General features: G+C 68.7%; 22 protein-coding genes and 2 pseudogenes. 11 read left to right on the plus strand and 13 right to left on the minus strand.

Features of this window, described 5'->3' with window-relative positions; translation table 11 throughout:
* The first annotated feature begins 284 nt into the window (after window positions 1–284).
* The 4 genes from SNOUR_RS06785 to SNOUR_RS48115 are packed head-to-tail and all read left to right on the plus strand — an operon-like array spanning window position 285 to window position 5,398.
* The gene (locus tag SNOUR_RS06785; protein ID WP_067357798.1) at window positions 285–1,568 is read left to right on the plus strand and encodes a helix-turn-helix domain-containing protein; all 1,284 of its coding nucleotides are present in this window, start codon (window positions 285–287) and stop codon (window positions 1,566–1,568) included.
* Window positions 1,569–1,581: 13 nt separating this feature from the next.
* Window positions 1,582–2,337 (plus strand): TIR domain-containing protein, encoded by a 756-nt coding sequence (locus tag SNOUR_RS06790; RefSeq protein WP_067344693.1) that lies wholly within the window; start codon window positions 1,582–1,584, stop codon window positions 2,335–2,337.
* On the plus strand, window positions 2,334–4,334 hold the full coding sequence (locus SNOUR_RS06795; protein WP_067344695.1) for a hypothetical protein: 2,001 nt from the start codon (window positions 2,334–2,336) through the stop codon (window positions 4,332–4,334). Before SNOUR_RS06790 ends, SNOUR_RS06795 begins: the two co-directional genes overlap by 4 nt.
* Complete coding sequence (locus SNOUR_RS48115; protein ID WP_312632076.1) at window positions 4,331–5,398, plus strand: hypothetical protein; 1,068 nt, start codon at window positions 4,331–4,333, stop codon at window positions 5,396–5,398. Before SNOUR_RS06795 ends, SNOUR_RS48115 begins: the two co-directional genes overlap by 4 nt.
* Window positions 5,399–5,593: 195 nt before the next feature.
* Here SNOUR_RS48115 and SNOUR_RS06805 read toward each other — a convergent pair.
* The 6 genes and pseudogenes from SNOUR_RS06805 to SNOUR_RS06825 all read right to left on the minus strand — a co-directional run.
* Window positions 5,594–6,114 (minus strand): annotated as a pseudogene (locus SNOUR_RS06805) (transposase); the annotation flags it as partial.
* Window positions 6,115–6,519: 405 nt separating this feature from the next.
* Window positions 6,520–7,092: a transposase family protein gene (locus tag SNOUR_RS06810; protein ID WP_312632077.1), complete on the minus strand. Its 573-nt coding sequence runs from the start codon at window positions 7,090–7,092 to the stop codon at window positions 6,520–6,522.
* Window positions 7,093–7,101: 9 nt separating this feature from the next.
* Entirely contained in the window at window positions 7,102–7,353 is a 252-nt protein-coding gene (locus tag SNOUR_RS48120; RefSeq protein ID WP_312632078.1) for a hypothetical protein, read from the minus strand.
* Window positions 7,354–7,531: 178 nt separating this feature from the next.
* The gene (locus SNOUR_RS06815; protein ID WP_312632079.1) at window positions 7,532–7,858 is read right to left on the minus strand and encodes a hypothetical protein; all 327 of its coding nucleotides are present in this window, start codon (window positions 7,856–7,858) and stop codon (window positions 7,532–7,534) included.
* Between the two features lie 170 nt (window positions 7,859–8,028).
* Complete coding sequence (locus SNOUR_RS06820) at window positions 8,029–8,268, minus strand: hypothetical protein (RefSeq protein ID WP_159425812.1); 240 nt, start codon at window positions 8,266–8,268, stop codon at window positions 8,029–8,031.
* Between the two features lie 515 nt (window positions 8,269–8,783).
* Entirely contained in the window at window positions 8,784–9,767 is a 984-nt protein-coding gene (locus tag SNOUR_RS06825; protein WP_067357807.1) for a helix-turn-helix transcriptional regulator, read from the minus strand.
* Between the two features lie 64 nt (window positions 9,768–9,831).
* On the opposite strand from SNOUR_RS06825, the gene SNOUR_RS06830 reads away from it, so the two are divergent.
* A complete protein-coding gene (locus tag SNOUR_RS06830; protein ID WP_312632080.1) occupies window positions 9,832–10,641 on the plus strand; it encodes a nuclear transport factor 2 family protein in 810 nt (269 codons plus the stop codon).
* A 120-nt stretch (window positions 10,642–10,761) separates the two neighbouring features.
* Here SNOUR_RS06830 and SNOUR_RS48125 read toward each other — a convergent pair.
* From SNOUR_RS48125 to SNOUR_RS06860, 7 genes and pseudogenes are all read right to left on the minus strand, one after another.
* Window positions 10,762–11,161: pseudogene (locus tag SNOUR_RS48125) on the minus strand (anthrone oxygenase family protein); the annotation flags it as partial.
* Window positions 11,162–11,303: 142 nt separating this feature from the next.
* Window positions 11,304–12,002: a hypothetical protein gene (locus SNOUR_RS06835; protein WP_067344699.1), complete on the minus strand. Its 699-nt coding sequence runs from the start codon at window positions 12,000–12,002 to the stop codon at window positions 11,304–11,306.
* Between the two features lie 73 nt (window positions 12,003–12,075).
* Entirely contained in the window at window positions 12,076–12,525 is a 450-nt protein-coding gene (locus tag SNOUR_RS47095) for a hypothetical protein (protein ID WP_067344701.1), read from the minus strand.
* 191 nt (window positions 12,526–12,716) lie between these two features.
* Window positions 12,717–12,989, minus strand: a complete 273-nt coding sequence (locus tag SNOUR_RS06845; RefSeq protein ID WP_067344702.1) for a hypothetical protein — start codon at window positions 12,987–12,989, stop codon at window positions 12,717–12,719.
* 317 nt (window positions 12,990–13,306) lie between these two features.
* Window positions 13,307–14,212 (minus strand): Vgb family protein, encoded by a 906-nt coding sequence (locus SNOUR_RS06850; protein WP_067344704.1) that lies wholly within the window; start codon window positions 14,210–14,212, stop codon window positions 13,307–13,309.
* On the minus strand, window positions 14,205–14,861 hold the full coding sequence (locus tag SNOUR_RS06855) for a CatB-related O-acetyltransferase (RefSeq protein ID WP_079142301.1): 657 nt from the start codon (window positions 14,859–14,861) through the stop codon (window positions 14,205–14,207). The genes SNOUR_RS06850 and SNOUR_RS06855 overlap by 8 nt, the downstream gene beginning before the upstream one ends.
* Window positions 14,862–15,053: 192 nt before the next feature.
* Window positions 15,054–15,512 carry a DUF3159 domain-containing protein gene (locus tag SNOUR_RS06860; protein ID WP_312632081.1) on the minus strand — a complete coding sequence of 153 codons (459 nt, stop codon included), beginning with the start codon at window positions 15,510–15,512 and terminating at the stop codon, window positions 15,054–15,056.
* Window positions 15,513–15,910: 398 nt separating this feature from the next.
* On the opposite strand from SNOUR_RS06860, the gene SNOUR_RS06865 reads away from it, so the two are divergent.
* The 6 genes from SNOUR_RS06865 to SNOUR_RS06885 all read left to right on the plus strand — a co-directional run bounded on the left by SNOUR_RS06865 (window position 15,911) and on the right by SNOUR_RS06885 (window position 20,714).
* Window positions 15,911–16,543, plus strand: coding sequence for a TetR/AcrR family transcriptional regulator (locus tag SNOUR_RS06865; protein ID WP_067344707.1), 633 nt, complete (start codon window positions 15,911–15,913; stop codon window positions 16,541–16,543).
* Window positions 16,544–17,176: 633 nt separating this feature from the next.
* On the plus strand, window positions 17,177–17,503 hold the full coding sequence (locus tag SNOUR_RS06870; RefSeq protein WP_312632079.1) for a hypothetical protein: 327 nt from the start codon (window positions 17,177–17,179) through the stop codon (window positions 17,501–17,503).
* A 178-nt stretch (window positions 17,504–17,681) separates the two neighbouring features.
* Entirely contained in the window at window positions 17,682–17,933 is a 252-nt protein-coding gene (locus SNOUR_RS48130) for a hypothetical protein (RefSeq protein ID WP_312632078.1), read from the plus strand.
* Window positions 17,934–17,942: 9 nt separating this feature from the next.
* The gene (locus SNOUR_RS06875; RefSeq protein ID WP_312632077.1) at window positions 17,943–18,515 is read left to right on the plus strand and encodes a transposase family protein; all 573 of its coding nucleotides are present in this window, start codon (window positions 17,943–17,945) and stop codon (window positions 18,513–18,515) included.
* A gap of 217 nt (window positions 18,516–18,732) precedes the next feature.
* On the plus strand, window positions 18,733–19,047 hold the full coding sequence (locus SNOUR_RS06880; RefSeq protein ID WP_067344709.1) for a calcium-binding protein: 315 nt from the start codon (window positions 18,733–18,735) through the stop codon (window positions 19,045–19,047).
* Window positions 19,048–19,583: 536 nt separating this feature from the next.
* A complete protein-coding gene (locus SNOUR_RS06885) occupies window positions 19,584–20,714 on the plus strand; it encodes a hypothetical protein (protein ID WP_067344711.1) in 1,131 nt (376 codons plus the stop codon).
* The last annotated feature ends 12 nt before the right edge of the window (window positions 20,715–20,726 follow it).

Consider the following 20,726-nt stretch of genomic DNA (forward strand, 5'->3'; position numbering starts at 1 on the left):
CGAACGCTGGCCATTGATCGGCCGCCGAAGCAGCTCTCAGCGAGCCGGTCTATACAGCGGGACCGGCCTGCCGACGAGGAGCCTTGCACCCCGGCGCCAACCTGGTGGGGCATGGCACGCCCGGCTCTGTGACCGACACAGGTTCAGGTCTCACGAATGCCGCGCCCCGCCCGCGGAGAAGGAAACGGGAAACAGCATCGATCGCCTTGTCCGTCCAGGAGTGCGTGCCGCACTCTGTCGTGCAGCGCCAACCCAGCCTGGACGGAGGGGCTTTGGAGGTTTCCGTGCCAAAGCCGTCCACCGAGTTCGGCGAGGAGCTGAGGAAACGGCGCGTAGAGGCCGGACTGAGCCTCACGGCCTTGTCCGGCACCGTGCATTACAGCAAGGCGCAGTTGAGCAAAGTCGAGCGAGGGATCAAGGCACCCAGCCGTGACCTCGTTCGGCTGTGCGACGCCGCTCTCGGTGCCGACGGAGCGCTGGTCGCCCTGGCAACCAAGGGCGCCCCTGACGCGCCTGACGAACCATTATCCGGCCACATCGACGAGGAGGACTGGATCATGCAGTTGTCGCCGGACGGCCCGAACCGGTTCCAGTCCCTAGGCCGGCGAGGGGTCGTCAGCGCCGGCGTCGCGTCACTGATGACATGGCGATCGCACGGAACCGACCCGGCCTCGGCTGCCGGCATGCTGGAAGCCTCCCGCTCACTCTTCACCCACTACCGGAGACTCGGCCAGACCGTGGAACCCGGTCTGCTCCTGCCCGTCCTCATCGCGCAGACCCACACTCTGCGCGAACTGTCCGCTCACACCGACACAGGAACCCGCCGGCAGCTGCTGACCCTCGCTTCCCGGTACGCCGAGTATGTCGGCTGGCTGGTGCAGGAGACCGGCGACGAACGTGCAGCACTGTGGTGGACACAGCGAGCTGTCGATCTGGCGACAGCCGGCGGCGACCAGGCACTGGCCGGCTACGCACTGGTCCGCAGGGCCTTGGTCACGATGTATCGGGATGACGCCGAGCAGACCATCGCCCTGGCCCATCGCGCACAGGGTGGCACCCTGCCCCCACGCATCCGGGGGCTGGCCGCACAACGTGAAGCACAAGGACACGCACTCGCGGGAGATCTCAGCTCCTGCCTGCGTGCACTGGAGCGCGCTCGTACGCTCCTCGCCCGCCAGGACGTCGGCTCCGACGAGCCTGTGATCGGCACCATGCACCTGCCCGACCCGGTCGGGATGGTCACCGGCTGGTGCCTGGTCGATCTCGGCCGGCCTCAGGAAGCGAGTGAGGAACTCGACCGGCAACTCGCCCTGGTCGGTCAGGACGCGGTGCGCACACAGGTGCGGTACGGCGTGCGCCGTGCGCTCGCCTATGCGTCAGCCGGCGAGATCGACCACGCGTGCGCGCTGGCGGCACCACTGCTCGACGGCGTGGCGGCAGTGCGCTCAGCGACCGTCACGACCGATCTGCGGCGTCTCACCCGGATCCTGGCCCGCCATTCGGATCACCCTTCCGTACGTCAACTCTGGCCGCGACTCGGCACGTTGTCGCGCCCGTCCACTCCCTGAGGAGGACATCACCATGAAAGAAGTTTTCATCAACTACCGCACAGGCGACGGGGAGAAGACCGCCGCCCTGATCGACCAGGAGCTGTCACGCCGCTTCGGCCCGCAGCACGTCTTCCGCGCATCGAGGTCCATCGCCCCCGGCGATGCCTACCCCGACTCCCTGTTGGCCGCGCTACGGCGCAGTTCCCTCCTGCTGGCCGTCGTAGGGCCGGGCTGGGTGAACTTCTCCGCACGGCTGCACGACCCGGAGGACTGGGTGCGCAGGGAGATCGAGGAGGCGTTCGCCTGTGAACTTCCGGTCGTCCCCATATTGGAGGGACGGAAGACCAACCGGCTGAACAAGGCCGACCTGCCACCCGAACTGGAGCGGCTCGCCGACCTGCAGTCCATTCCGTTCGACACCCATGACACCGAGACCGGTGTCAGGCGCATCGGAGATCTGGTGGCAGAGATGGTCCCCGGGCTCGACGACCTGGCTCGAGCCGACAAGACGTCGCCAGCGTCGGACACCGTGACCAACTCGATGGAAGACGTGAGCGGAGCGACGGTACAGAGCCGCGACTTCACCGGAGACGTCGGCGGCACCGTCGTGAAGGGCGCTCACGGCCCTGTCCACACGGGAAGCGGCAGCATCTACCAGAACTCCCGTCATGTGTCGGGCGACCGGCACTTCTCCGGCAGCGGGATGACGTACTTCGAAGGCGACAACCACGGCAACGTCCAACATCGGTTCGGTGAGCTGGATCGACGCGAGGACGACAGCCGGTGAACCAGCACGGCAGTACACGAGTCGAGAACCCGCAGGGCTTCATCCACACCGGCCCCGGCAACATCTACTTCAACAGCGGCGCGCACCCGCAGGATTCGAACAAGCCAGCCTTCCGACGCGTCGCCGAGGACCAACTCCATTGGCTGCGACTCATGTTCGTCGACCCGTCCGGCATGGGCAAGGCCCGTGCCGTGCTCGCCGGCACCGGCACCGTCATCCTGGACGGTGTTCCAGGCAGCGGCCGTACTTCCGCGGCCCGCGTACTCCTGCATGAACGCCGCCGGGACAGCGGCGTCTTCCACGAACTTCTCCCCGAAGAGGAGGACGAACTCGCCCTACATGACCCTGATCTGGTCGGCATCGGTGACCAGTTGCTGCTGGATCTGTCCACCGCCGACGAACGTCAGTGGTCCACGGCACGGATGGACCTCCCTGCGCTCCGCAAGGCCGTGCACGAGCAGCACGCACATCTTGTCGTCGTCATGCCGCACGACGGCGCCCTCGAGCCCGATCTCCAGTCCTACCGGGTCACCATCCGACGGCCTTCCGGCCGGCAGGTTCTCAGGCGGCACCTCCGCATGCGCGGCATGCCGTACGAGCAGTACATGCGGTCCGACGTCACCGTCGACGAGTTCGTGGCCGTGGAAAGGCCGATGCGGGAGATCGCGGACTTCGCCGACCTGGTGCGCCGCGCCCGCGAGACCGCCCGGCCGGACGAAGGGTTCGCACAGTGGTGCGCGACAGCCAAGAGAGCACGGAACGACCGACGGAGGGAAGTCGCCGCGCGCGTCACCAGATTACCCGAGGCTCCTCAACGAGCTTTGCTGATCACCGTCTCCATGCTCTACGGGGCACATGCCGACGTCATCCATCGCGCAACCCAGCTCCTGCTGCACGCTCTCCGCTCCCCGTCGGACGAGGTCCCGCTGCTCCAGCACAAGGACCTCGCTGAGCGGCTCACGGAGATCTCAGCCGATACCGGGCCGAGCGGACACGTGCGCTTCGCGGAACTGGACTACGAATCGGCCGTCCGCGCACATTTCTGGGACCACATGCCCGATCTGCGGCCCCACCTCGGCACGTGGGCCGCGAGCGTCGTGGACCTGCACGACCCGCACGTCGCCCCGGCCGTTCGCGACAGTCTGGTGGCACATCTGGCGGGTGAGTACCTACGGACCGGGCGCGGGGACGGTCTGGCGTCTCTCGCCGAGCGATGGAGCACCGAGGCGCCGAGCAGAGCGCGGCTGGAAGCCGCTGTCCAGGCGCTCACCTGTGGTCTTGAAGACCCGGCTCATGGCAGGGAGTTCCGGAAACGGATCTATCAATGGTGTGTTCACGGTCGTCTCAGGGGAGAGCTCGCCGAGGTACTCGTCCGGATCTGCGCCGATGTCCTCGCGGCCAGCCACCCTGATCAGGCACTGCTCAGGCTGTACTACCTGGCCCGGCGCGAACGCGACCCTGCGCAACCTGCCCTGCAAGCGTTGAACGACCTGGTGGCCGGCAGCCGTCGGCTGCGCCGAAGGCTGCTCGACCGCCTCGCGCGATACGGCCTCGCCCCGCCCGACCTCAGCATCTTTCTGCGCATCTGCGATCCGGAGCCGCTGACCGACTCCTCCGGTACCTCACGCACGCTGGTGGAGGAGAACGAAGTACAGCACTCCCTGACTACTTGCTGGCACGCGGTACTCGCCGAGCTGCCGCGGGCGATGTGGCAGCCGCACGCGGCACGCTGGCTCCACCGGGCGGCCGACGGCACCGGACATCGCGGTGAGCTTCTGCTCGACACCCTGGTCAGCGCGGCCGAGCGGTGCGGGGAGAGACGGGGCGAGGTCTTCGCCGCGCTGTACGCGAGCGCCCGCGAAGCCGAGCACACCGCTCCGGGAGGCCCCGCCCGCTCCGTCGGAACGACCGAACTGCTACTCCACAAAATCAGCGTGGCCCAGGGCCTCAACCTAGCCGCCGCACCTCCGGCATCAGCCAAGGGGACTCAACCATGACGACCGCACGAAAGACGACAATCGTCTTCCTCACCGTCTTATGCGGCCTGCTACTGACCATCGTCGGCCTGACACAACGGTGGCCCACATGGACATGGCCGACACTGGCAGTGCTCCTCCTCGTCGTCCCCGCAGCGGCCTTCCGCATCGCTTCAGGTCGCCGCGGCTCCATCCCGCCCAGCTTCAAGGAACGGCTCACGGCGCCCCCCGTGGAACGCACGGAGTACCGCGTCAGCCGAGTGGCACTGCCCAGCCACTGGGACGACTACAACTTCGTGTTCTCGGCGACCGTACGCTGGTACCTCCTCGAATCGGCCAGAAACGACCCCGTCCTCAATCCGGCGGGACTCGCCGTCCAAGCAGTCCTGAACCGCGCCCGCGCCGTCACCGAGAAACGGCAGCCAGGCCGAGCCTCACTCGTGCAGCACGAACTCAGCGGTGTCCTCAGCCGTATGCACCCAGACCCCACAGGACACCTCCAAGCCATGGCTGAAAACGTCAGCCTCACCTTGCTGGAACAGGACCAGGAGCGCTTGGACAGACTCGCCGACGTGCGCAAGGACAAGGCCGTCTGGGAACACCAACGCAAATACGAGCAGAGCAAGCGCCAGTACCTGGGCGAGGACGTACTGAAGGACACCGGTAGCGCTGTGGTCTGGTGGCTCGCCAAAAACGACGAGCACGTGGAAAAAACGGTGACGGACCTCGCTCTGCTCGCGCAACTCACCTCCGCGGCCAATGACACCGACATCCCCGAGCGACTCCAGAACCTCGTGTCACATCGGACCGACGAGCCAATCACTCCGGAACTCCTGAAAGAGAGCCCGGCTCCCGCCATACAGGAACGGACGGCTGCGGATCATCTCGCGGGGTTCTTCGGCGCCATGGGCTTCACGGAGGGAGACGACCGGCGGACGATGCTGGCCAAACAAATCTCCGACATCATCACGCAACAGAACCGGTACGAGACGGCCGAGGACTTACGGCGCCGGTTCGATCCACCGGCGACTTGCACGCCTGACAACGGTGAGGAGCCGATTCCAGGAGACCACGGTGGACAGTGAGTTGGCCACTCTCGCCGCGACCGGAGCGACCACACTGGTGTCCCTCATGGCCACCGACTCCTGGATACACGCCCGGGAACTTGTCGCACGGTTCTTAGCACGCATCGGTGCGGATGCCGCAGCAATCGCCGGCTTGGGCAACGCGAGAACCCGGCTGCTCATCACCGACGCCACATCGGATGAGCAGGCCATCACCGCGACCTGGTCCAGCAGGCCGATTCCCGCGGTGTTGTCGTGGACGTTCGCGGCGAGACGACGACCGCGATGACCAGGTCGAGGACGTCCACGGCCAAGCCGCGCTCGCGGCCCGGCACCCGCTTGGCCGGATCGTGGCCGGTCGTGGAGACAGGGCCCCCGACGGCCGCCTGGACACTCTGGGTATCCAGCACCACCAGGGTCGGGTCCTCTCATCGCCGGGCGCGTTCACGGACCTGGCAGCGCAGGAGTTCATGAATGACCTGGTCGGTTCCGTCGTCCCGCCAGGCGGCGAAGTAGTAGTACGTCTCACTCTTCTGCGGCAGGTCGTGCGGGAGGTAGGTCCACTGGCAGCCGGTCCGCCCCTGGTAGAGGATCGCGTTCACGATCTCCCGCATGTCGTAGGCGCCCTGATGACCGCTGACCGAGCGATGCCGGCCCTTCCACGCTGTGATCACCGGCTCGATCAACGACCACTGCTCGTCCGATAGGTCGCTGGGATACGGCTTCCGTTCACTCACCCCACCAACCCCAGCAGACCCCACACCATGGATCCGCGGATTCCGCCCACACCTCACACCATCAGGCGACCGCAGTGAACGGCGTCAACGCGCGATCACAGCCCAGAGCGCCAATCTGGATCTTTCTTCCCCGTCCGCGGCTCGCCCCTCGCGGCTCTCGGCCCGTCGGCGTCTCACCGCGGATTGGAGAGCCGACGGCAGCGACCCCCTGCTCGATGTTGGTGCCGGTGGACGTGTGGGCCAGGTAGTAGGGCGATCTCATCGCGACGAGCAATGCGCGACGGGCCTGCGTCCACCTCCACTGAGTTGTGTTCATCTTGAATGCGCAGGTCGTGGGTCTGGCGTGGGCGGGTGATGGGGTTCTCGTGCTGGTCGTCGGGGCCTGTCTGTCATGGAGATCGTCTGTCAGTGGGCGATCTCGCGCTGGTTGAGGACCATCAGGGCGCGCGCGAGCCGGGTGGCCCACCTTGCGTCGAGGCGGAGCTTGGTCAGTACGCGCCAGTTCTTCGGGTGTGCGAACGCGTGCTCGCGCACGGCTGGTTCCGCGGCGATCAGCCGGTTGACCAGCTTCTTCCCTGGCGTGAGTTTCTTGTCCTTCGGCTTCTTGTAGCCGGTGATGGCCGTCGGGTCGGCTGGGTCGTCGTCCAGGCCGACGAAGCCGAGGTCGGCGATCGCCGCAAGACCGGCCTCGCGCAGCAGCCCGGTGAGACGGTCATAGCGGCATGCGGTGATCTCCGAGCTGTGTGCGGGACGGGCCATGGAGATCCACAGCAGCCGCCCGTGGAGGTCGCTCAGTCCGATGACCAGCAGCCCGTGTCGTTTGTGCTTGGCCGACCAGCGGCGCCTCATGGCGACGCCCGCGCGGCGCTGGGTCGGCGACAGGGATCCGTCGATCAGTACCACGCTGCCACCCGATCGGGCGATCTTCGCCAGGACCCGCTCCAGCCTGGGCGCCCTGACGGCGAGCAGGCCGATCATCTCTTTGAGTCAACGGTCAATGGTGGTGCGGGAGATGCCGTTGCCGCCGGCGAGGTCGGCAAGCCGCCGGTCATGCCGCAGCGCGGCCAGCACGATCACCGCGATCCTCCCGGACGGGAGCTTCCGCCACCGTGACCCGATCTTCTTCAGATGGCCGCGCAGCAGCCCGGTCAGGAAGCGCGAGGTCGCCGTGGCCAGCGGCAGTCGGCACGGGTAGACAACCTCGGTGAGGTCCCCGGCCGGGGGGATTGTTGTAGGCATACTTCGTCAACCCGCGCCGGGGACCGTCGCGTTGCGGTCCCGGGGTGGGTGATTACGGCCGGGGGTAAAGGTGCCGTTCGGCAGCTTGTGCAGCCAGCCACGCTCGGCCAGCTTCGACAGCTTCCCGCGCAGCGGCTCCAGCCGGCCCGGCGCCAGGATGTTGATTCCGACTCGGCGCCTACCTCTTGACCCTCACGGGGCCGCCCGCGGCCTTGACGATCTGCAGCATCCGCCGGTAGTCACCGGGCAGCGCGGACGCGTCCGCAACGTCGCGGCGGTGCGGCACCTTCAGCACCGACCGGCCGGCGACCTGCACCGCCTGCGGCACCGACGCCTCCGGCGTGGCTTGCGCGTCCGCTTCCTGCTCATGCAGGCGGCGAAGGACCCGATCCGCGACCGCGAGTTCCTCGCGCTCGGCGTTCACCTCGGCCAGCTTCCTGGCCAGCGACTGCGCGAGCCGGTCCAACTCGGCGCGGCGAGCGGCGAACTTCTCCAGCGGCGACACGGCTTCCCCTCCCGAACGGCACAACCCCCGGCCCGGGATCGCAGAAACCCCGCTGCACACGGCACAGCCGAAGTCGGAAACCGCCCTCCGCAACACGTCAGACGATCAATGTGCCAGACTCCCAAAGCCCATCAAGGCGAGCACCCCACCGACCACCCACGCCAGCGCCCCTAACCAGCGAAAATCAGGATGCGCACTCCCAACGGGGACAGCCCACCCGGCTCATCGGCGCAGTCGGCGTAGCAAGCGGCCGCGTCGAACAGACACGCCCGCGACTCCGGCGCCCAGGCCACCAGCGGACGGTCCAGTTTCCTCAACGCTTCCACGGCCAGCTTCCCCGTCGGCACAAACCATGGCATCACGCCCTCCAGCGCAGCCCTGGCCTCCCTGTCATCCAGCCCCATCCACATGACCACCGGTCTCCCGCCAGCTACGACCCGGCGGAGTGGGAACCGGAAAGGTTCCATCAAGACGCACGGGGTAACTCGCCGAAGCCGAAGCGCTGGAGGAATCCGCGGCGCTGCTGCTCCTCACGCTGCACGAGCCGGGCCAGGACAGATTCGTCCGCCGGCCTGACGCCCCGTCGGCGGCAGCTGACCAATCCGCTGGTACCGATCGGCCGACGGGCCAGCAGCCCGGGCCCGGCAGGAAAGGGGGACACCCCAGCTCGCCTGCTCCACAGCCGAACACACCAGCGCGAACCCAACTCGCACGGACACGCAGGAAATACGAAATCCCGCACCGATCACTACATTCCGAGCCGATCACTGAACTCGCACGCCAGGACCCCTCAAGCTCCCACAGCTCCACGAAAACCCCAGCCCAGACACACACCGCACCACAGCCAAGAATCCCGAAACAATCACTACATCCCCAGGCCAGCGCTTCACCCATCTAGCGATCGTTTACGGATTTGTCACTGCGCTCAACGCATCCTGCGAGGGGCGTAGTGGCGGGCCATCGCCGTCACGGCGTCCGCGAGGCGGGCCCGCAGGGTGGCGGGGGACAGCACCTCGGCGTCGGGGCCGAGGGGGAGGATGTCCCGCACCGCCTGGACCTCGCTCTCGACCGGGATGGTGACGCGTATCCAGCCGTCCGGCTCGGCTCGCGCGCTCGCGTGGGCCGCGTGGACGACGGCCGGCTCGGCCAGGTACGGCAGCTGCTCCATGGCCGTGGGTGACAGCCGCAGCACGGCGTGACCCTCGTGGCGGCGGGCGTCGAACGCGTCGAGATGGGCCCTCCAGTGGGCGGCCAGGTCGAAGCCGGCCGCGCGGTCGAAGCTCTCGTCGAGGAGCCGGAGGTCCAGGATCCGGGAGACGCGGTAGACGCGAAAACCGTCGGCCCGGCGGGCGACCAGGTACCACTGGCCACCCTTGAGCACCAGACCGTGCGGCTCGACGGTCCGCGTCACCTCGTGCGGGCTCTCCCAGCGCAGATAGCGCAGCCGGACCCGGTGCTGCCGCCAGACCGCCGCGGCGACGGCCGTCAGGTGGGGAATGGGGTCGGTCTCCTGGTACCAGGCCAGGGCATCGAGGTGGAACCGGTCCTGCCACCGGACCGCGCGCTCGCTCAGCTCAGCCGGGAGCGCCGCCGTCAGCTTCAGCCGCGCCTCAGCCGCGGCCCGGCCGAGCCCGAGGTCGGCGGCGACGCCGGGTAGGCCGGCGAGGAACAGCGACTCGGCCTCGGCCGCGGTCAGCCCGGTCAGCCGGGTGCGGTAACCGTCGACCAGTCGGTATCCGCCCTCGTGGCCCGCCTCCCCGTAGATCGGCACACCGGCCGCGCTCAGCGCCTCGACGTCGCGGTACACCGTGCGCTCGGAGACGCCGAGGTGCGCGGCCAGGTCGCGGGCCGTCATCCGTTCCCGGCTCTGCAACAGCAACAGGATCGACACCAGGCGGCTCGCACGCATGTCGAACACTTTCGCAGACTCCACTGACAGAAGCTGTCAGTGGAGTCTGGCTAGCGTCCCCGCCATGAACATCGACATCGAGGAATTCGTCGGCCGCTACGTGGCCGTGTGGAACGAGACCGACCCCGAGCGGCGCCGCGCCGCGGTCACCACGCTGTGGGCGGCGGACGGCGTGGAGTTCACCGACGCAGCCGAGTACCGCGGACACCCGGCACTGTGGGCGCGTGTCACCGAGGCGCACGAGCAGCTGGTCCAAGGGGTCGGGTTCGTCTTCCGGTACGCCGGGGACGCCGTGGGGCACCACGACGCGATCCGCTTCACCACCTACATGCTCCCGGCCGCCGGCGGCGAGATCGCCTGGACCGGGTTCGTCGTCGTCCGGCTGGACGACGAAGGACGCATCCTGAGCGACCACCAGTTCGGCGACCCGCCGGCCGCCGGCGTGGCCACGGGGAATCCGCCCGGCACCCGCGCCGTGGTGAACGAGTTCCTGCGCCGCAGCGGCGACGGAGATCCCGAGCGCATCGCGCAGCTGTACGCGCCCGAGGTCGACTGGCGGGTGGACTGGCCGGTCGAGCACCACCCGGCCATCCCCTGGATCCGCCCCCGCTCCACCCGCGCCCACGTCGCAGACCACCACCGCACGTTCGGCGAAGTGTGCCCACCGGCCGAGGGCCGGGTATCGCTCGACCACCTGATGATCGACGGGAACGACGCCATACTGATCGGCACCAGCTCGCAACTGGTCAAGCCGACCGGCAAACGCTTCGTCATGACGTTCGCGCTGCGCCTCGTCGTCGAGAACGGGCTCATCACACGGCACCACATGTACGAGGACAGCCTCGCCGTTGCCGAGGCGTTCAACCAGCCGTGACCCGGCCCACGGGGAGCCGGTGGGTGAAGCGCCGTCGCCACGGCGGTCGAGTGGCGCTTCGCCACGCCCAGTACTCCAGCCGTACACGTGAACTTCATGGCTGGAGGCACCGGAGCGGCACGCGATACCGACGACCAGCAGGACGAATGCTGCAAGGTTGACTCGGACGCGCACATAGTGGAACCGATCCCAGCGGACGATCTGCTGCTTCCAGTCCGCCGGGAGGCTGTCGTGGGGTCCATCGGGCCACGCGGGAGTTGACCGGGACCAGGAGGGCGATCGGCATCAGCATGCTCGGACAAGCAAGGCGGCGGCCGTGACGACCGGGGCCGCCCGGGCATCGCCCCACGCCAGAACCGCCCAGGCCGCGCTGAGCACGACCGAGCCGATGTACCAGAACGGCATCACCCTGCCGAGGACCCGCTCCGTCGCTGCGCGCGGCGAGACCGCTGCCGTTCGGCAGTCGGTTGAAGATCGGGTTGACGAAGGCCGCCACCGCGAACCCCACGCCCACCAGCAGGCGGGAGTATCACGAAAGCTTCATGACACTCACCGCCCTGCTGCGGTCTCGGCATACGGCGTGCGGCGGTGGCACTGCCCACGCGCAGATGCCCCTGCCGACATCCGTACGGACGGACTTCAGGGGCGCGCCATGCTTACCGTCAGCGGCCGGTTTGCGCCTTCTTGAGCGCCTTGGCCACCTGGGTATCCACCAGGCCCGGCGATCCCGAGATGTCTACGACGATCGTTCCCGTGCGGATGGCCGTCTGCTTCATCACGGTGCTGCGCCCGTTGATAGTAAAGGTCAGCAGCTGGCTCCACTGCTCATCGCCGAGTTGGGGAGCGGCCAGCCTCCGGGTGGACATCTGGATCGGCGTGCTGCCCACCACGATTTGGTAGGAGGGGCAGGACGTCATGGCGTTGAAGAGTCGCCCGGTGACCTGGGACAGCTTCGCCTCCCTGTCGCTGTACAGCTCCTCGGTCAGTTCGGAGTCGCTGCCGTCGGTGTAGGTGAAGGATGCTTTCGCCTGGTTGGGGAAGTCCAGGGAGCCGCTGGCCGCTGCGCTGCCCAGCTTGTCCAGTGCGGGGCACCCGACGACGGTGACGTCATCGCGCTGGGAGTCGGCGTCCGGCTTGCGGGTGTAGCCCTGGCCCAGGTCGTGCTCGTCCAGCAGGCGCCTGCCCAGGGCCGCGGACGTCACGGGGGCGGCGGGCTTGGGACTTGTTGTGGCCGTCGGTCGTGCCGAGGCTGTGGAGGCGGCGACCGGGGCGGGGGAGGAGTGGCTGCTGGAGCAGCCAGGCAGCGTGAGTGCGGTCAGTGCGGTGAGAGCGAGGACGGGAGCGGTGGTGCGAAGGCGCATGGGTGACCCTTGAGGCGGTTTGATGGGGCTGGCTGGCCGGACCGCGCGGGTCCGGCGAAGACGGGGGTGGGGGTCAGTGGCCGAGGTGCTTCAGGCCGTCTTCGAGGGTGGGGTGCCACTGGTCCATTGGGCCCGAATTGCGGTTGCACCAGGCGGCGTTCAGCCGCGGCTCGAGCGTTTCGTGGCCGGCGCGGCAGCGCAGCCACACCTGGCCGCGGATGCTCACCAGCACCCAGTCCCGGTACGCGCCACACTGTGGGCACGCCAGGACCTCGCCATCGACGACGAGCGGCCTGTGGTAACGGATCATCATCCTCGCGATTTCGTCCCGGGACGGCACCCGTAGTTCCGGAGGCAGGAAGTCGTCCGCCACCGAGGCTGGGCAACCGGCCGTATCAGGCGTCAGCGCCGACGTCGTCGTGAGGGCAGGCGGCAGCGGCAGTTCCGGGTGCGTCCCCAGGAATTCCATCCGGGCTTGCTGGATTTGGCGCAGTTCCCGTGTGGCGCGATTGTGGCCGAACATTCGTCCCCTCGTTTCTTGTCCTGTGAGCCGCACGGAGCGTGCCTCACGCGTCTGACTTGCTACAACTCAGGAATTCTCTAAAGCCGAAGAGAGATCCCGACGGTGGCAAAAACCAGGAGTGGGCAGGTGCGGCTGCCGATGGGCGAGGATGGCGGTGGGGGAGTCCGGGGGAGCGCATGGAAATCTGGCGCTTACCGCACCCGAGCTGACCGGAGGAACGCCGGAGCGGGGGTGCCGCCGGTGACGCCGACCGAATAGACCATGCGCTTGCTCAGGTCCGGGGTGGCGAAGAGGCAGTCGGTGTAGCCGAGGTCGTGCCCCAGAGCATCGTGCCGTCCTGCAGCGGGATGGCCATCAGCCCGGCGCTGTAGCAGGCCCGGCCCTTGTCCGGCCCCGACCTGGCAATCACCGGGGCCGAGCGAGGGCACCAGCCGCCCGGAGGGGTCGCGCTTGGCCGCTTCCATGCCGGGCGGAGCTTCTCATGGAGGCGGCGCACCCCCCACCACGGATCGTGGCGCTTGCCGCGCCGCTTCTGCTTCGACTCCTTGGCGGTGGTCAGGGGCGGCCACAGTGGACCGAGGCCCTCCTCCGTCCGCACGGCGGCGCAGTCCGCGCGCTCCGCCGCCTCCAGCGGAGCCTCGATCGCCCGACATACCCTCAACCGGATGATGTGCGCCGCCCGGTCACGGTCACCGCTGTCACTCCGTTCGCGATCACCACTCGCAGGTGGCTGCCGCGCAAACCGCCACCGCTCTCATTGGTCTTTCCGCCGTCTTCGTCCTCACTCCGGATGCGGCTCCAGGCGGAGGATCGCCCCTGTCTCCAGAGCGACGTGAACAGCGCCGTCAGGTCCCACCACGAGGCCATGGGGCTCGGAGCCGGGATCCTGCAGGTCGTACTCCGAGATCTTTCCGGTCGGCGTGATGAACCCGACGCGCCCGGCCCCCCACTCGGTGAACCAGCAGCCGCCCCGCACCGGATCCGCGGCAATCGCGTGCGGCCGGCTTCCGCGATCCGGCAGCGGGAACTCGTCGGTATGCCCGTCGGGACCCATGCGCCCGATCTGCCCGGCGCCGATTTCGACGAACCAGAGCGCACCGTCCGTGCCGCAGGTGATGCCGACCGGCGCGGCCTGCTGCGTCGGCAGCGGGTGGATCGCGACGTCTCCGTCCAGGCTCATGCGGCCCACGGCGTCCGCCTGGTTGAGGGTGAACCAGAGCGCGTTGTCCGGGCCGACCGTGATGGCGGACGGGAACGCGCCGCTCACCGGCAGCGGGAACTCCGTCACCTGGCCGTCCACGGTGATCCGCCCGATCCGGTCGCCGTGAAGCTGAGTGAACCAGAGCGCACCGTCGGGGCCGGCCACGATCCCGAACGGACCGCCACCCGTCCGCGGGACCGGGAAGGAGGTGGCCCGGCCGTCCACGGTGATCCGCCCGATCCGGCCGTCTTGGAAGCGGGTGAACCACAGTGCCCCGTCCGGCCCGGGGGTGATGACCGACGGGCCACAGGAAGCGTAGTCGAGCGGGAAGCGGTCAAGCCGGCCGCCGAGGGTGAGGCGCGCGACCTGCCCCGCGTGGACCAGGGTGCACCAGAGCGCGTCGTCGGGACCGACGGTGATGGCGTACGGGCCGCAGCCGTCGTCGCCGACGGCTGTCCGAGTGAGGGTGACAGGCACGTCAGACATGCGAGATCCTCCGGGCGATCTGCTCGATATCGGCGGGCGTGCCCGCCATGATGGTCCGGACATGCTCCGTGACCTGGTCCACCGGCCAGTCCCACCACGAGGCCCGCATCAGACTCTCCACCTCGGCGTCCTCGTAGCGGCGGCGGATCGGCCGGGCGGGGTTGCCGCCGACCACCGTGTACGGCTCGACGTCGGCCGTGACCACTGAGCCGGCCGCGACGACGGCTCCGTCCCCGATCCGCACGCCGGGCATGATCAGCGCCTGGTAGCCGATCCAGACGTCGTTGCCGATCACGGTGTCGCCGCGGCTGGGCATGTCGGTGACCAGGTCGAGGGTCCGCTCCGCCCAGGCGCCGCCGAACATGGTGAACGGGAAGGTGGACACGCCCATCGTCGGGTGCGCCGCGCCGGCCATCAGGAACCGGGTGCCCGCGGCGATCGCGCAGTACTTGCCGATCACCAGCCGCTCCGGGCCGTAGCCGTACAGCACGTTGCGGCGCTCGAACTCGGTCGCACCGTCCGGGTCGTCGTAGTACGTGTACTCGCCGACCTCGATCCGCGGGTCGTTGACCAGCGCGCGGAGGAGGACCACCCGGTGGTGTCCGGGTAGCGGGTGCAGGGTCGCGGGGTCGGGGATGCGTGCGGCCATGGGGCGTCCCTAGGAATGTGAGGCGGTCCGGGAGGACCGGGTGTGGCTGATGGGGTGTTGCCTTCTGAACGCCGGTGAGCCGGTGTCCCGTTCAGCGGTTGTCTGCTCGCAGTTCGACGGGTACCGGCCATCGGCGTTTTTCCGGGATCAGGGCGGCATGCGCGGAACGCGCCCGCCGTCGGCGGCCGGATGTCAGCGCTCGCCGTGCGGCTGGGCAGGCCGGGTCTGGATGGTGGCGACGCAGCGCTTGGTGAACATCATCGGGCCGACGAAGCCGGCGATCTGGACCGCGGTAGCGGTGGTCGAGTGGCCTTGGTCCGCGTGTGCGAGGAGCGCCAGAACGGATGCGGTCACCGCGAACGCGAGGGTCCAGACGGTGGTGATGACGGTGTTGGTCCGCACGAACAGCGGCCAGCCCCAGACCTCCCGCGGGGTGGACTGCTCGGCGATGCCGAGGGCGAACGGCTTGCCGACCACCAGCGAGACTCCCGCGATCAGGGCAAGGACTCCTGAGGACAACGCCGCCGAGTACGGGTGCAGGGCCGAGTCGGGGTCGGCGAAGGCCACCGCGGCGAGTACGGCGAAGAACGCGGCCGACCCGGATTCGATGATCAGCGCGTCCGGGCCGTACCCGGCAGATCGCTGTCTCACGATGACACCGACTGCCACGACCAGGCCGGCCAACGCGGCCCACTGCCACCGTTCGGACGGCAGGACCGCATAGACGATCCACAGCAGGAACCGTGACGACGTAGTTCACAGTGGCTCTCCCCCTCGATCAACAACTGGTTGCCCGAAACCAGAACGTCCGGGCCCGCGACTTCGGCCGCTCCGACACCGGTCGGGAGGCCGAACGCGTCCAGGAAACCGGTCCTCGCCGCGCTGAGCACCCGGCTCATCGGAGAGGAACGCCGACACCCGCAGTTCCCCCGCGGAGGCCCCCACCATCCAAAACGACTCGTTTCGTTTCGGCGTGATGTGGATCATGCAGCCTCGCACGCCCGCTGTCAAAAACGATTCGTTTCGTTTCGACGCGCTAGCATCAGCGGGTGACTCCGCTCCGCCCACCCGCCCCGTCCCGACGCAACGAACGATCCGCCCGGGCGATCACGGCGGCAGCCCTGCAGCTGTGCAAGGAGGTCGGGTACCCGAAGGTCACCATGGACGCCATCGCCACCCGGGCGGGCGCGAGCAAGGCGACTATCTACCGTTGGTGGCCCTCCAAAGGAGCCCTGCTGCTGGACGCCTTCCTGGAACAGACCGTCGATGCGGCACCCTTCCCCGACACCGGCGACGTCGTGGCCGACCTCCGCAGTCAGATGAATGCCGCCATCGCCAGCATCGGCGGCCCGGAGCTCTGGCCCCACTACACCGCGCTGATCGGCGAAGCCCAGCACCACCCCGAGCTTGCCCAGGCCATTTTCGACCGCTTCATCAGTCCCCTGGAGCAAGCCGCCGCCGATCGTCTGCGCGCAGCCCAGGCTCAGGGACAACTCGACCCCAGCCGGGACCCGCACCTCCTCATCGACCTGATGTACGGGGCGCTCTACTACTCGCTGCTGCTCGTCCGCAAGCCCACCGACCCCGCCTACGTCGACGCCCTCCTGGACACGACGCTGCACGGCTGGATCACCGGCCCCGCACCGACCGGAGCGGACACGCGCCCCAACTCCGCACAGTAACCATGCGCATGCCCTTTCCCGGGGCCGTGCGGTCGGCGGACCGGATGCGCGGGAAGACCCTGGACGGCATCCTCGGCCTCGCCGGGTGAGCCGAGCAGGCGGTAGGTGATCGCGAGCGGCCGCGGCCGGTGCTCCTCGCAGTGCTCGGCCGGCGGGTCCTGCCCGCTCATCTCGCTCAGCGCAACCCAGCCGATCGGAGGGACGAGAGGTGGTGCCAACCCCACCTCCAGTTTCCGTGACAGCCCGGCTGACTCGGCGTCAGTCGGGCGGAAGGATTTCTCCCGCCAAGATCAGCCGATCCACGGACTCCCAGCAAGGAGCCATGACCGCCCTAGCCACCTCCGTCGTGCCCGTCCTTCTGCCCTTCGCCACCACTACGACATGGCCGCCTGGCGACAGACGGCCTACGCCGTCCTCTCCCTGTCCCCGTTGAGAGCTGTACATCCTGATTTTCGCTGGTTAGGGGCGCTGGCGTGGGTGGTCGGTGGGGTGCTCGCCTTGATGGGCTTTGGGAGTCTGGCACATTGATCGTCTGACGTGTTGCGGAGGGCGGTTTCCGACTTCGGCTGTGCCGTGTGCAGCGGGGTTTCTGCGATCCCGGGCCGGGGGTTGTGCCGTTCGGGAGGGGAAGCCGTGTCGCCGCTGGAGAAGTTCGCCGCTCGCCGCGCCGAGTTGGACCGGCTCGCGCAGTCGCTGGCCAGGAAGCTGGCCGAGGTGAACGCCGAGCGCGAGGAACTCGCGGTCGCGGATCGGGTCCTTCGCCGCCTGCATGAGCAGGAAGCGGACGCGCAAGCCACGCCGGAGGCGTCGGTGCCGCAGGCGGTGCAGGTCGCCGGCCGGTCGGTGCTGAAGGTGCCGCACCGCCGCGACGTTGCGGACGCGTCCGCGCTGCCCGGTGACTACCGGCGGATGCTGCAGATCGTCAAGGCCGCGGGCGGCCCCGTGAGGGTCAAGAGGTAGGCGCCGAGTCGGAATCAACATCCTGGCGCCGGGCCGGCTGGAGCCGCTGCGCGGGAAGCTGTCGAAGCTGGCCGAGCGTGGCTGGCTGCACAAGCTGCCGAACGGCACCTTTACCCCCGGCCGTAATCACCCACCCCGGGACCGCAACGCGACGGTCCCCGGCGCGGGTTGACGAAGTATGCCTACAACAATCCCCCCGGCCGGGGACCTCACCGAGGTTGTCTACCCGTGCCGACTGCCGCTGGCCACGGCGACCTCGCGCTTCCTGACCGGGCTGCTGCGCGGCCATCTGAAGAAGATCGGGTCACGGTGGCGGAAGCTCCCGTCCGGGAGGATCGCGGTGATCGTGCTGGCCGCGCTGCGGCATGACCGGCGGCTTGCCGACCTCGCCGGCGGCAACGGCATCTCCCGCACCACCATTGACCGTTGACTCAAAGAGATGATCGGCCTGCTCGCCGTCAGGGCGCCCAGGCTGGAGCGGGTCCTGGCGAAGATCGCCCGATCGGGTGGCAGCGTGGTACTGATCGACGGATCCCTGTCGCCGACCCAGCGCCGCGCGGGCGTCGCCATGAGGCGCCGCTGGTCGGCCAAGCACAAACGACACGGGCTGCTGGTCATCGGACTGAGCGACCTCCACGGGCGGCTGCTGTGGATCTCCATGGCCCGTCCCGCACACAGCTCGGAGATCACCGCATGCCGCTATGACCGTCTCACCGGGCTGCTGCGCGAGGCCGGTCTTGCGGCGATCGCCGACCTCGGCTTCGTCGGCCTGGACGACGACCCAGCCGACCCGACGGCCATCACCGGCTACAAGAAGCCGAAGGACAAGAAACTCACGCCAGGGAAGAAGCTGGTCAACCGGCTGATCGCCGCGGAACCAGCCGTGCGCGAGCACGCGTTCGCACACCCGAAGAACTGGCGCGTACTGACCAAGCTCCGCCTCGACGCAAGGTGGGCCACCCGGCTCGCGCGCGCCCTGATGGTCCTCAACCAGCGCGAGATCGCCCACTGACAGACGATCTCCATGACAGACAGGCCCCGACGACCAGCACGAGAACCCCATCACCCGCCCACGCCAGACCCACGACCTGCGCATTCAAGATGAACACAACTCAATGAGGTATCGGGCCCGGCACCGGGCACCGCGAGCGTGTCCCGGGCCAGCGCGTCGTATTCACGCCGGCCGAAACCGAGGGAAGGAGCTGCGCTCCGCCGGTACGGTGTCCCCTGTGGACAGGCAGCTGAGTGACGCGGAACTCGATGAGCTGATCGAGCAGGCCACCGTAGACGCTTACGATGACGAGGAGCAGCTCACGGGCCTCTACACGATGCTCGAAGAGCATCTGGCCGTCCCCTTCAAGACGGTCGTTCTCGGGGTCGAGGTCACCGTGAAGAAGGTGGACTTGACACCCGGAAGCCAGATCGTGGCGGTCTGTACGCACGGCAGGCACCGGCAGGCGATCGGCATTCTCGACCTTCCGCTGCCGGATCCGGCGCCCAAGGGAGTCGAATGGATCGAGGCATACCGGCACTGGGAAGCGTGAGGCACCCAGGTCAGTGGTCGCCCGGCGGCCCTGGCGGTAGCCCTGATCGGCGAGCCAGCAGCCCCGGGGCCCGGCCGTACTGCCGCTCTCCGGCGAACAGTCGGCAGCGGCGCACCAATGCCGGTGAGGTGGCTACCGTGGCCTTGAAGCAACGGAACGCTCCTTGGCCCTGAATCGCCATGCCGGGGAAACGAAGTGGACAGCACTCTGCGAGCGCCGCACTCACTGCCTTGCGGCGCGGACCGGTCATGCTTAGGGCATTCGTCGCGCTCTGCCCCTTGGCCGCCTCGATGCGGCTGAACCCGTCAGTGCCCCGTGGCTCAGCCAGCGCCGCCGCAGGCGCCGGATCTGTCTCATGGGCGTGCTCGGCCGGCGCCTTGCGTCCTCGAACGGTCAACTCCAGTCGGCCGCCGGACAGTTCCGACCGACCGCCGCAGCCCACGCCTCCCCAGAACCGCTCGCCTCTGCTGGCCCGACGGCGTACGAGTATGACGTCCGGTCGACTCCGCGGCCACCGCGGCGATAGCGTCCGCCATGTGAGCGAGTACCAGTATTACGAGTTCCAATCCCTCGACCGGCCGCTCAGCCACGACGAGCAGGAGCATCTGCGGGCCATCTCCACCCGGGCCCGGATCACCGCGACCAGCTTCACCAACACCTACCACTGGGGCGACCTGCGCGGCGATCCGCGCCACATGGTCGAGCGCTACTTCGACGCCCACCTGTACGTCACCAACTGGGGCACCCACCGCCTCATGCTCCGCCTGCCCGAGCAGATCGTGGACCTGCCCACGGTGCAGCCCTACTGCCTCGGCCACCACCTCGACGCCTGGACCACCCGCACCCACCTCCTGCTCGACCTCACCAGCGAGGACGAGGACGGCGACTGGGTCGAGGACGCCGACGACTCCCTGGCCGCCCTCATCGGCGTACGCGACGAACTCGCCACCGGCGACCTGCGCCCCCTCTACCTCGCATGGCCCTCCGCGCTCGCTGCCTGGGAACTCGAAGACGATGGTGAAGAGGAGTACCGGACAACACTGGAACCGCCCATCCCGGCCGGACTCGGCGACCTGACCGCCCCACAGCGCGCGCTCGCCGACTTCCTGCGCGTGGACGCCGACCTGCTCACGGTCGCGGCCCAGGCGAGCCCTGCCCCGCCCAAGGAACCGGCCAAACCCACGAAGAAGGAACTCGCCCCGCTGATCGCCGCCCTGGAGGAAAAGGAGAAGGACACCCTACTGCTCCGGCTCGCCCTAGGACCCGAACCCCGGCTGCGCACCGACCTCCTGCACCGCCTGCGCGGCACCACCACCCCCGCCACCGCCCCCGGACGCCGGTCCGCCGCGTACCTCCTGGACGCCGCCCATGCCCTGCGCACCCAACGCCGACAGCGCGCCGAACGCAAACGAGCCACGGCCCGTGCCCAGCGCCTGACCGCCCTCGCCGGCGAGGCCGAATCCGCCTGGCAGCAGGTTGAGGCACACATCGCCACCAAGAAGACCAGTGCCTACGACCAGGCCGTCGCCCTCCTCGCGGAACTGCGCGACGCCTTCACCCACACCAGGCGAAGCACGGACTTCCGCCAGCGCCTGGCACGCCTGCGCGAGGACTACCAGCGCCGCCCCGGCCTCCTCAACCGTCTTGACCGTCACGGCCTGCGGTAGGCCCGGCCGCGG

Origin of the sequence: Streptomyces noursei ATCC 11455, assembly GCF_001704275.1 — a bacterium.
Classification (GTDB): Bacteria; Actinomycetota; Actinomycetes; order Streptomycetales; family Streptomycetaceae; genus Streptomyces; species Streptomyces noursei.

Bases quoted from the DNA above. Each gene is read 5' to 3' on its own strand.
- SNOUR_RS06790 (WP_067344693.1), top strand. From the start codon at position 1,582: ATGAAAGAAGTTTTCATCAACTACCGCACAGGCGACGGGGAGAAGACC.
- SNOUR_RS48115 (WP_312632076.1), top strand. From the start codon at position 4,331: ATGACGACCGCACGAAAGACGACAATCGTCTTCCTCACCGTCTTATGC.
- SNOUR_RS06810 (WP_312632077.1), bottom strand. From the start codon at position 7,092: ATGATCGGCCTGCTCGCCGTCAGGGCGCCCAGGCTGGAGCGGGTCCTG.
- SNOUR_RS48120 (WP_312632078.1), bottom strand. From the start codon at position 7,353: ATGCCTACAACAATCCCCCCGGCCGGGGACCTCACCGAGGTTGTCTAC.
- SNOUR_RS06820 (WP_159425812.1), bottom strand. From the start codon at position 8,268: ATGTGGATGGGGCTGGATGACAGGGAGGCCAGGGCTGCGCTGGAGGGC.
- SNOUR_RS06825 (WP_067357807.1), bottom strand. From the start codon at position 9,767: ATGCGTGCGAGCCGCCTGGTGTCGATCCTGTTGCTGTTGCAGAGCCGG.
- SNOUR_RS06830 (WP_312632080.1), top strand. From the start codon at position 9,832: ATGAACATCGACATCGAGGAATTCGTCGGCCGCTACGTGGCCGTGTGG.
- SNOUR_RS06835 (WP_067344699.1), bottom strand. From the start codon at position 12,002: ATGCGCCTTCGCACCACCGCTCCCGTCCTCGCTCTCACCGCACTGACC.
- SNOUR_RS47095 (WP_067344701.1), bottom strand. From the start codon at position 12,525: ATGTTCGGCCACAATCGCGCCACACGGGAACTGCGCCAAATCCAGCAA.
- SNOUR_RS06845 (WP_067344702.1), bottom strand. From the start codon at position 12,989: ATGGAAGCGGCCAAGCGCGACCCCTCCGGGCGGCTGGTGCCCTCGCTC.
- SNOUR_RS06850 (WP_067344704.1), bottom strand. From the start codon at position 14,212: ATGTCTGACGTGCCTGTCACCCTCACTCGGACAGCCGTCGGCGACGAC.
- SNOUR_RS06855 (WP_079142301.1), bottom strand. From the start codon at position 14,861: ATGGCCGCACGCATCCCCGACCCCGCGACCCTGCACCCGCTACCCGGA.
- SNOUR_RS48130 (WP_312632078.1), top strand. From the start codon at position 17,682: ATGCCTACAACAATCCCCCCGGCCGGGGACCTCACCGAGGTTGTCTAC.
- SNOUR_RS06875 (WP_312632077.1), top strand. From the start codon at position 17,943: ATGATCGGCCTGCTCGCCGTCAGGGCGCCCAGGCTGGAGCGGGTCCTG.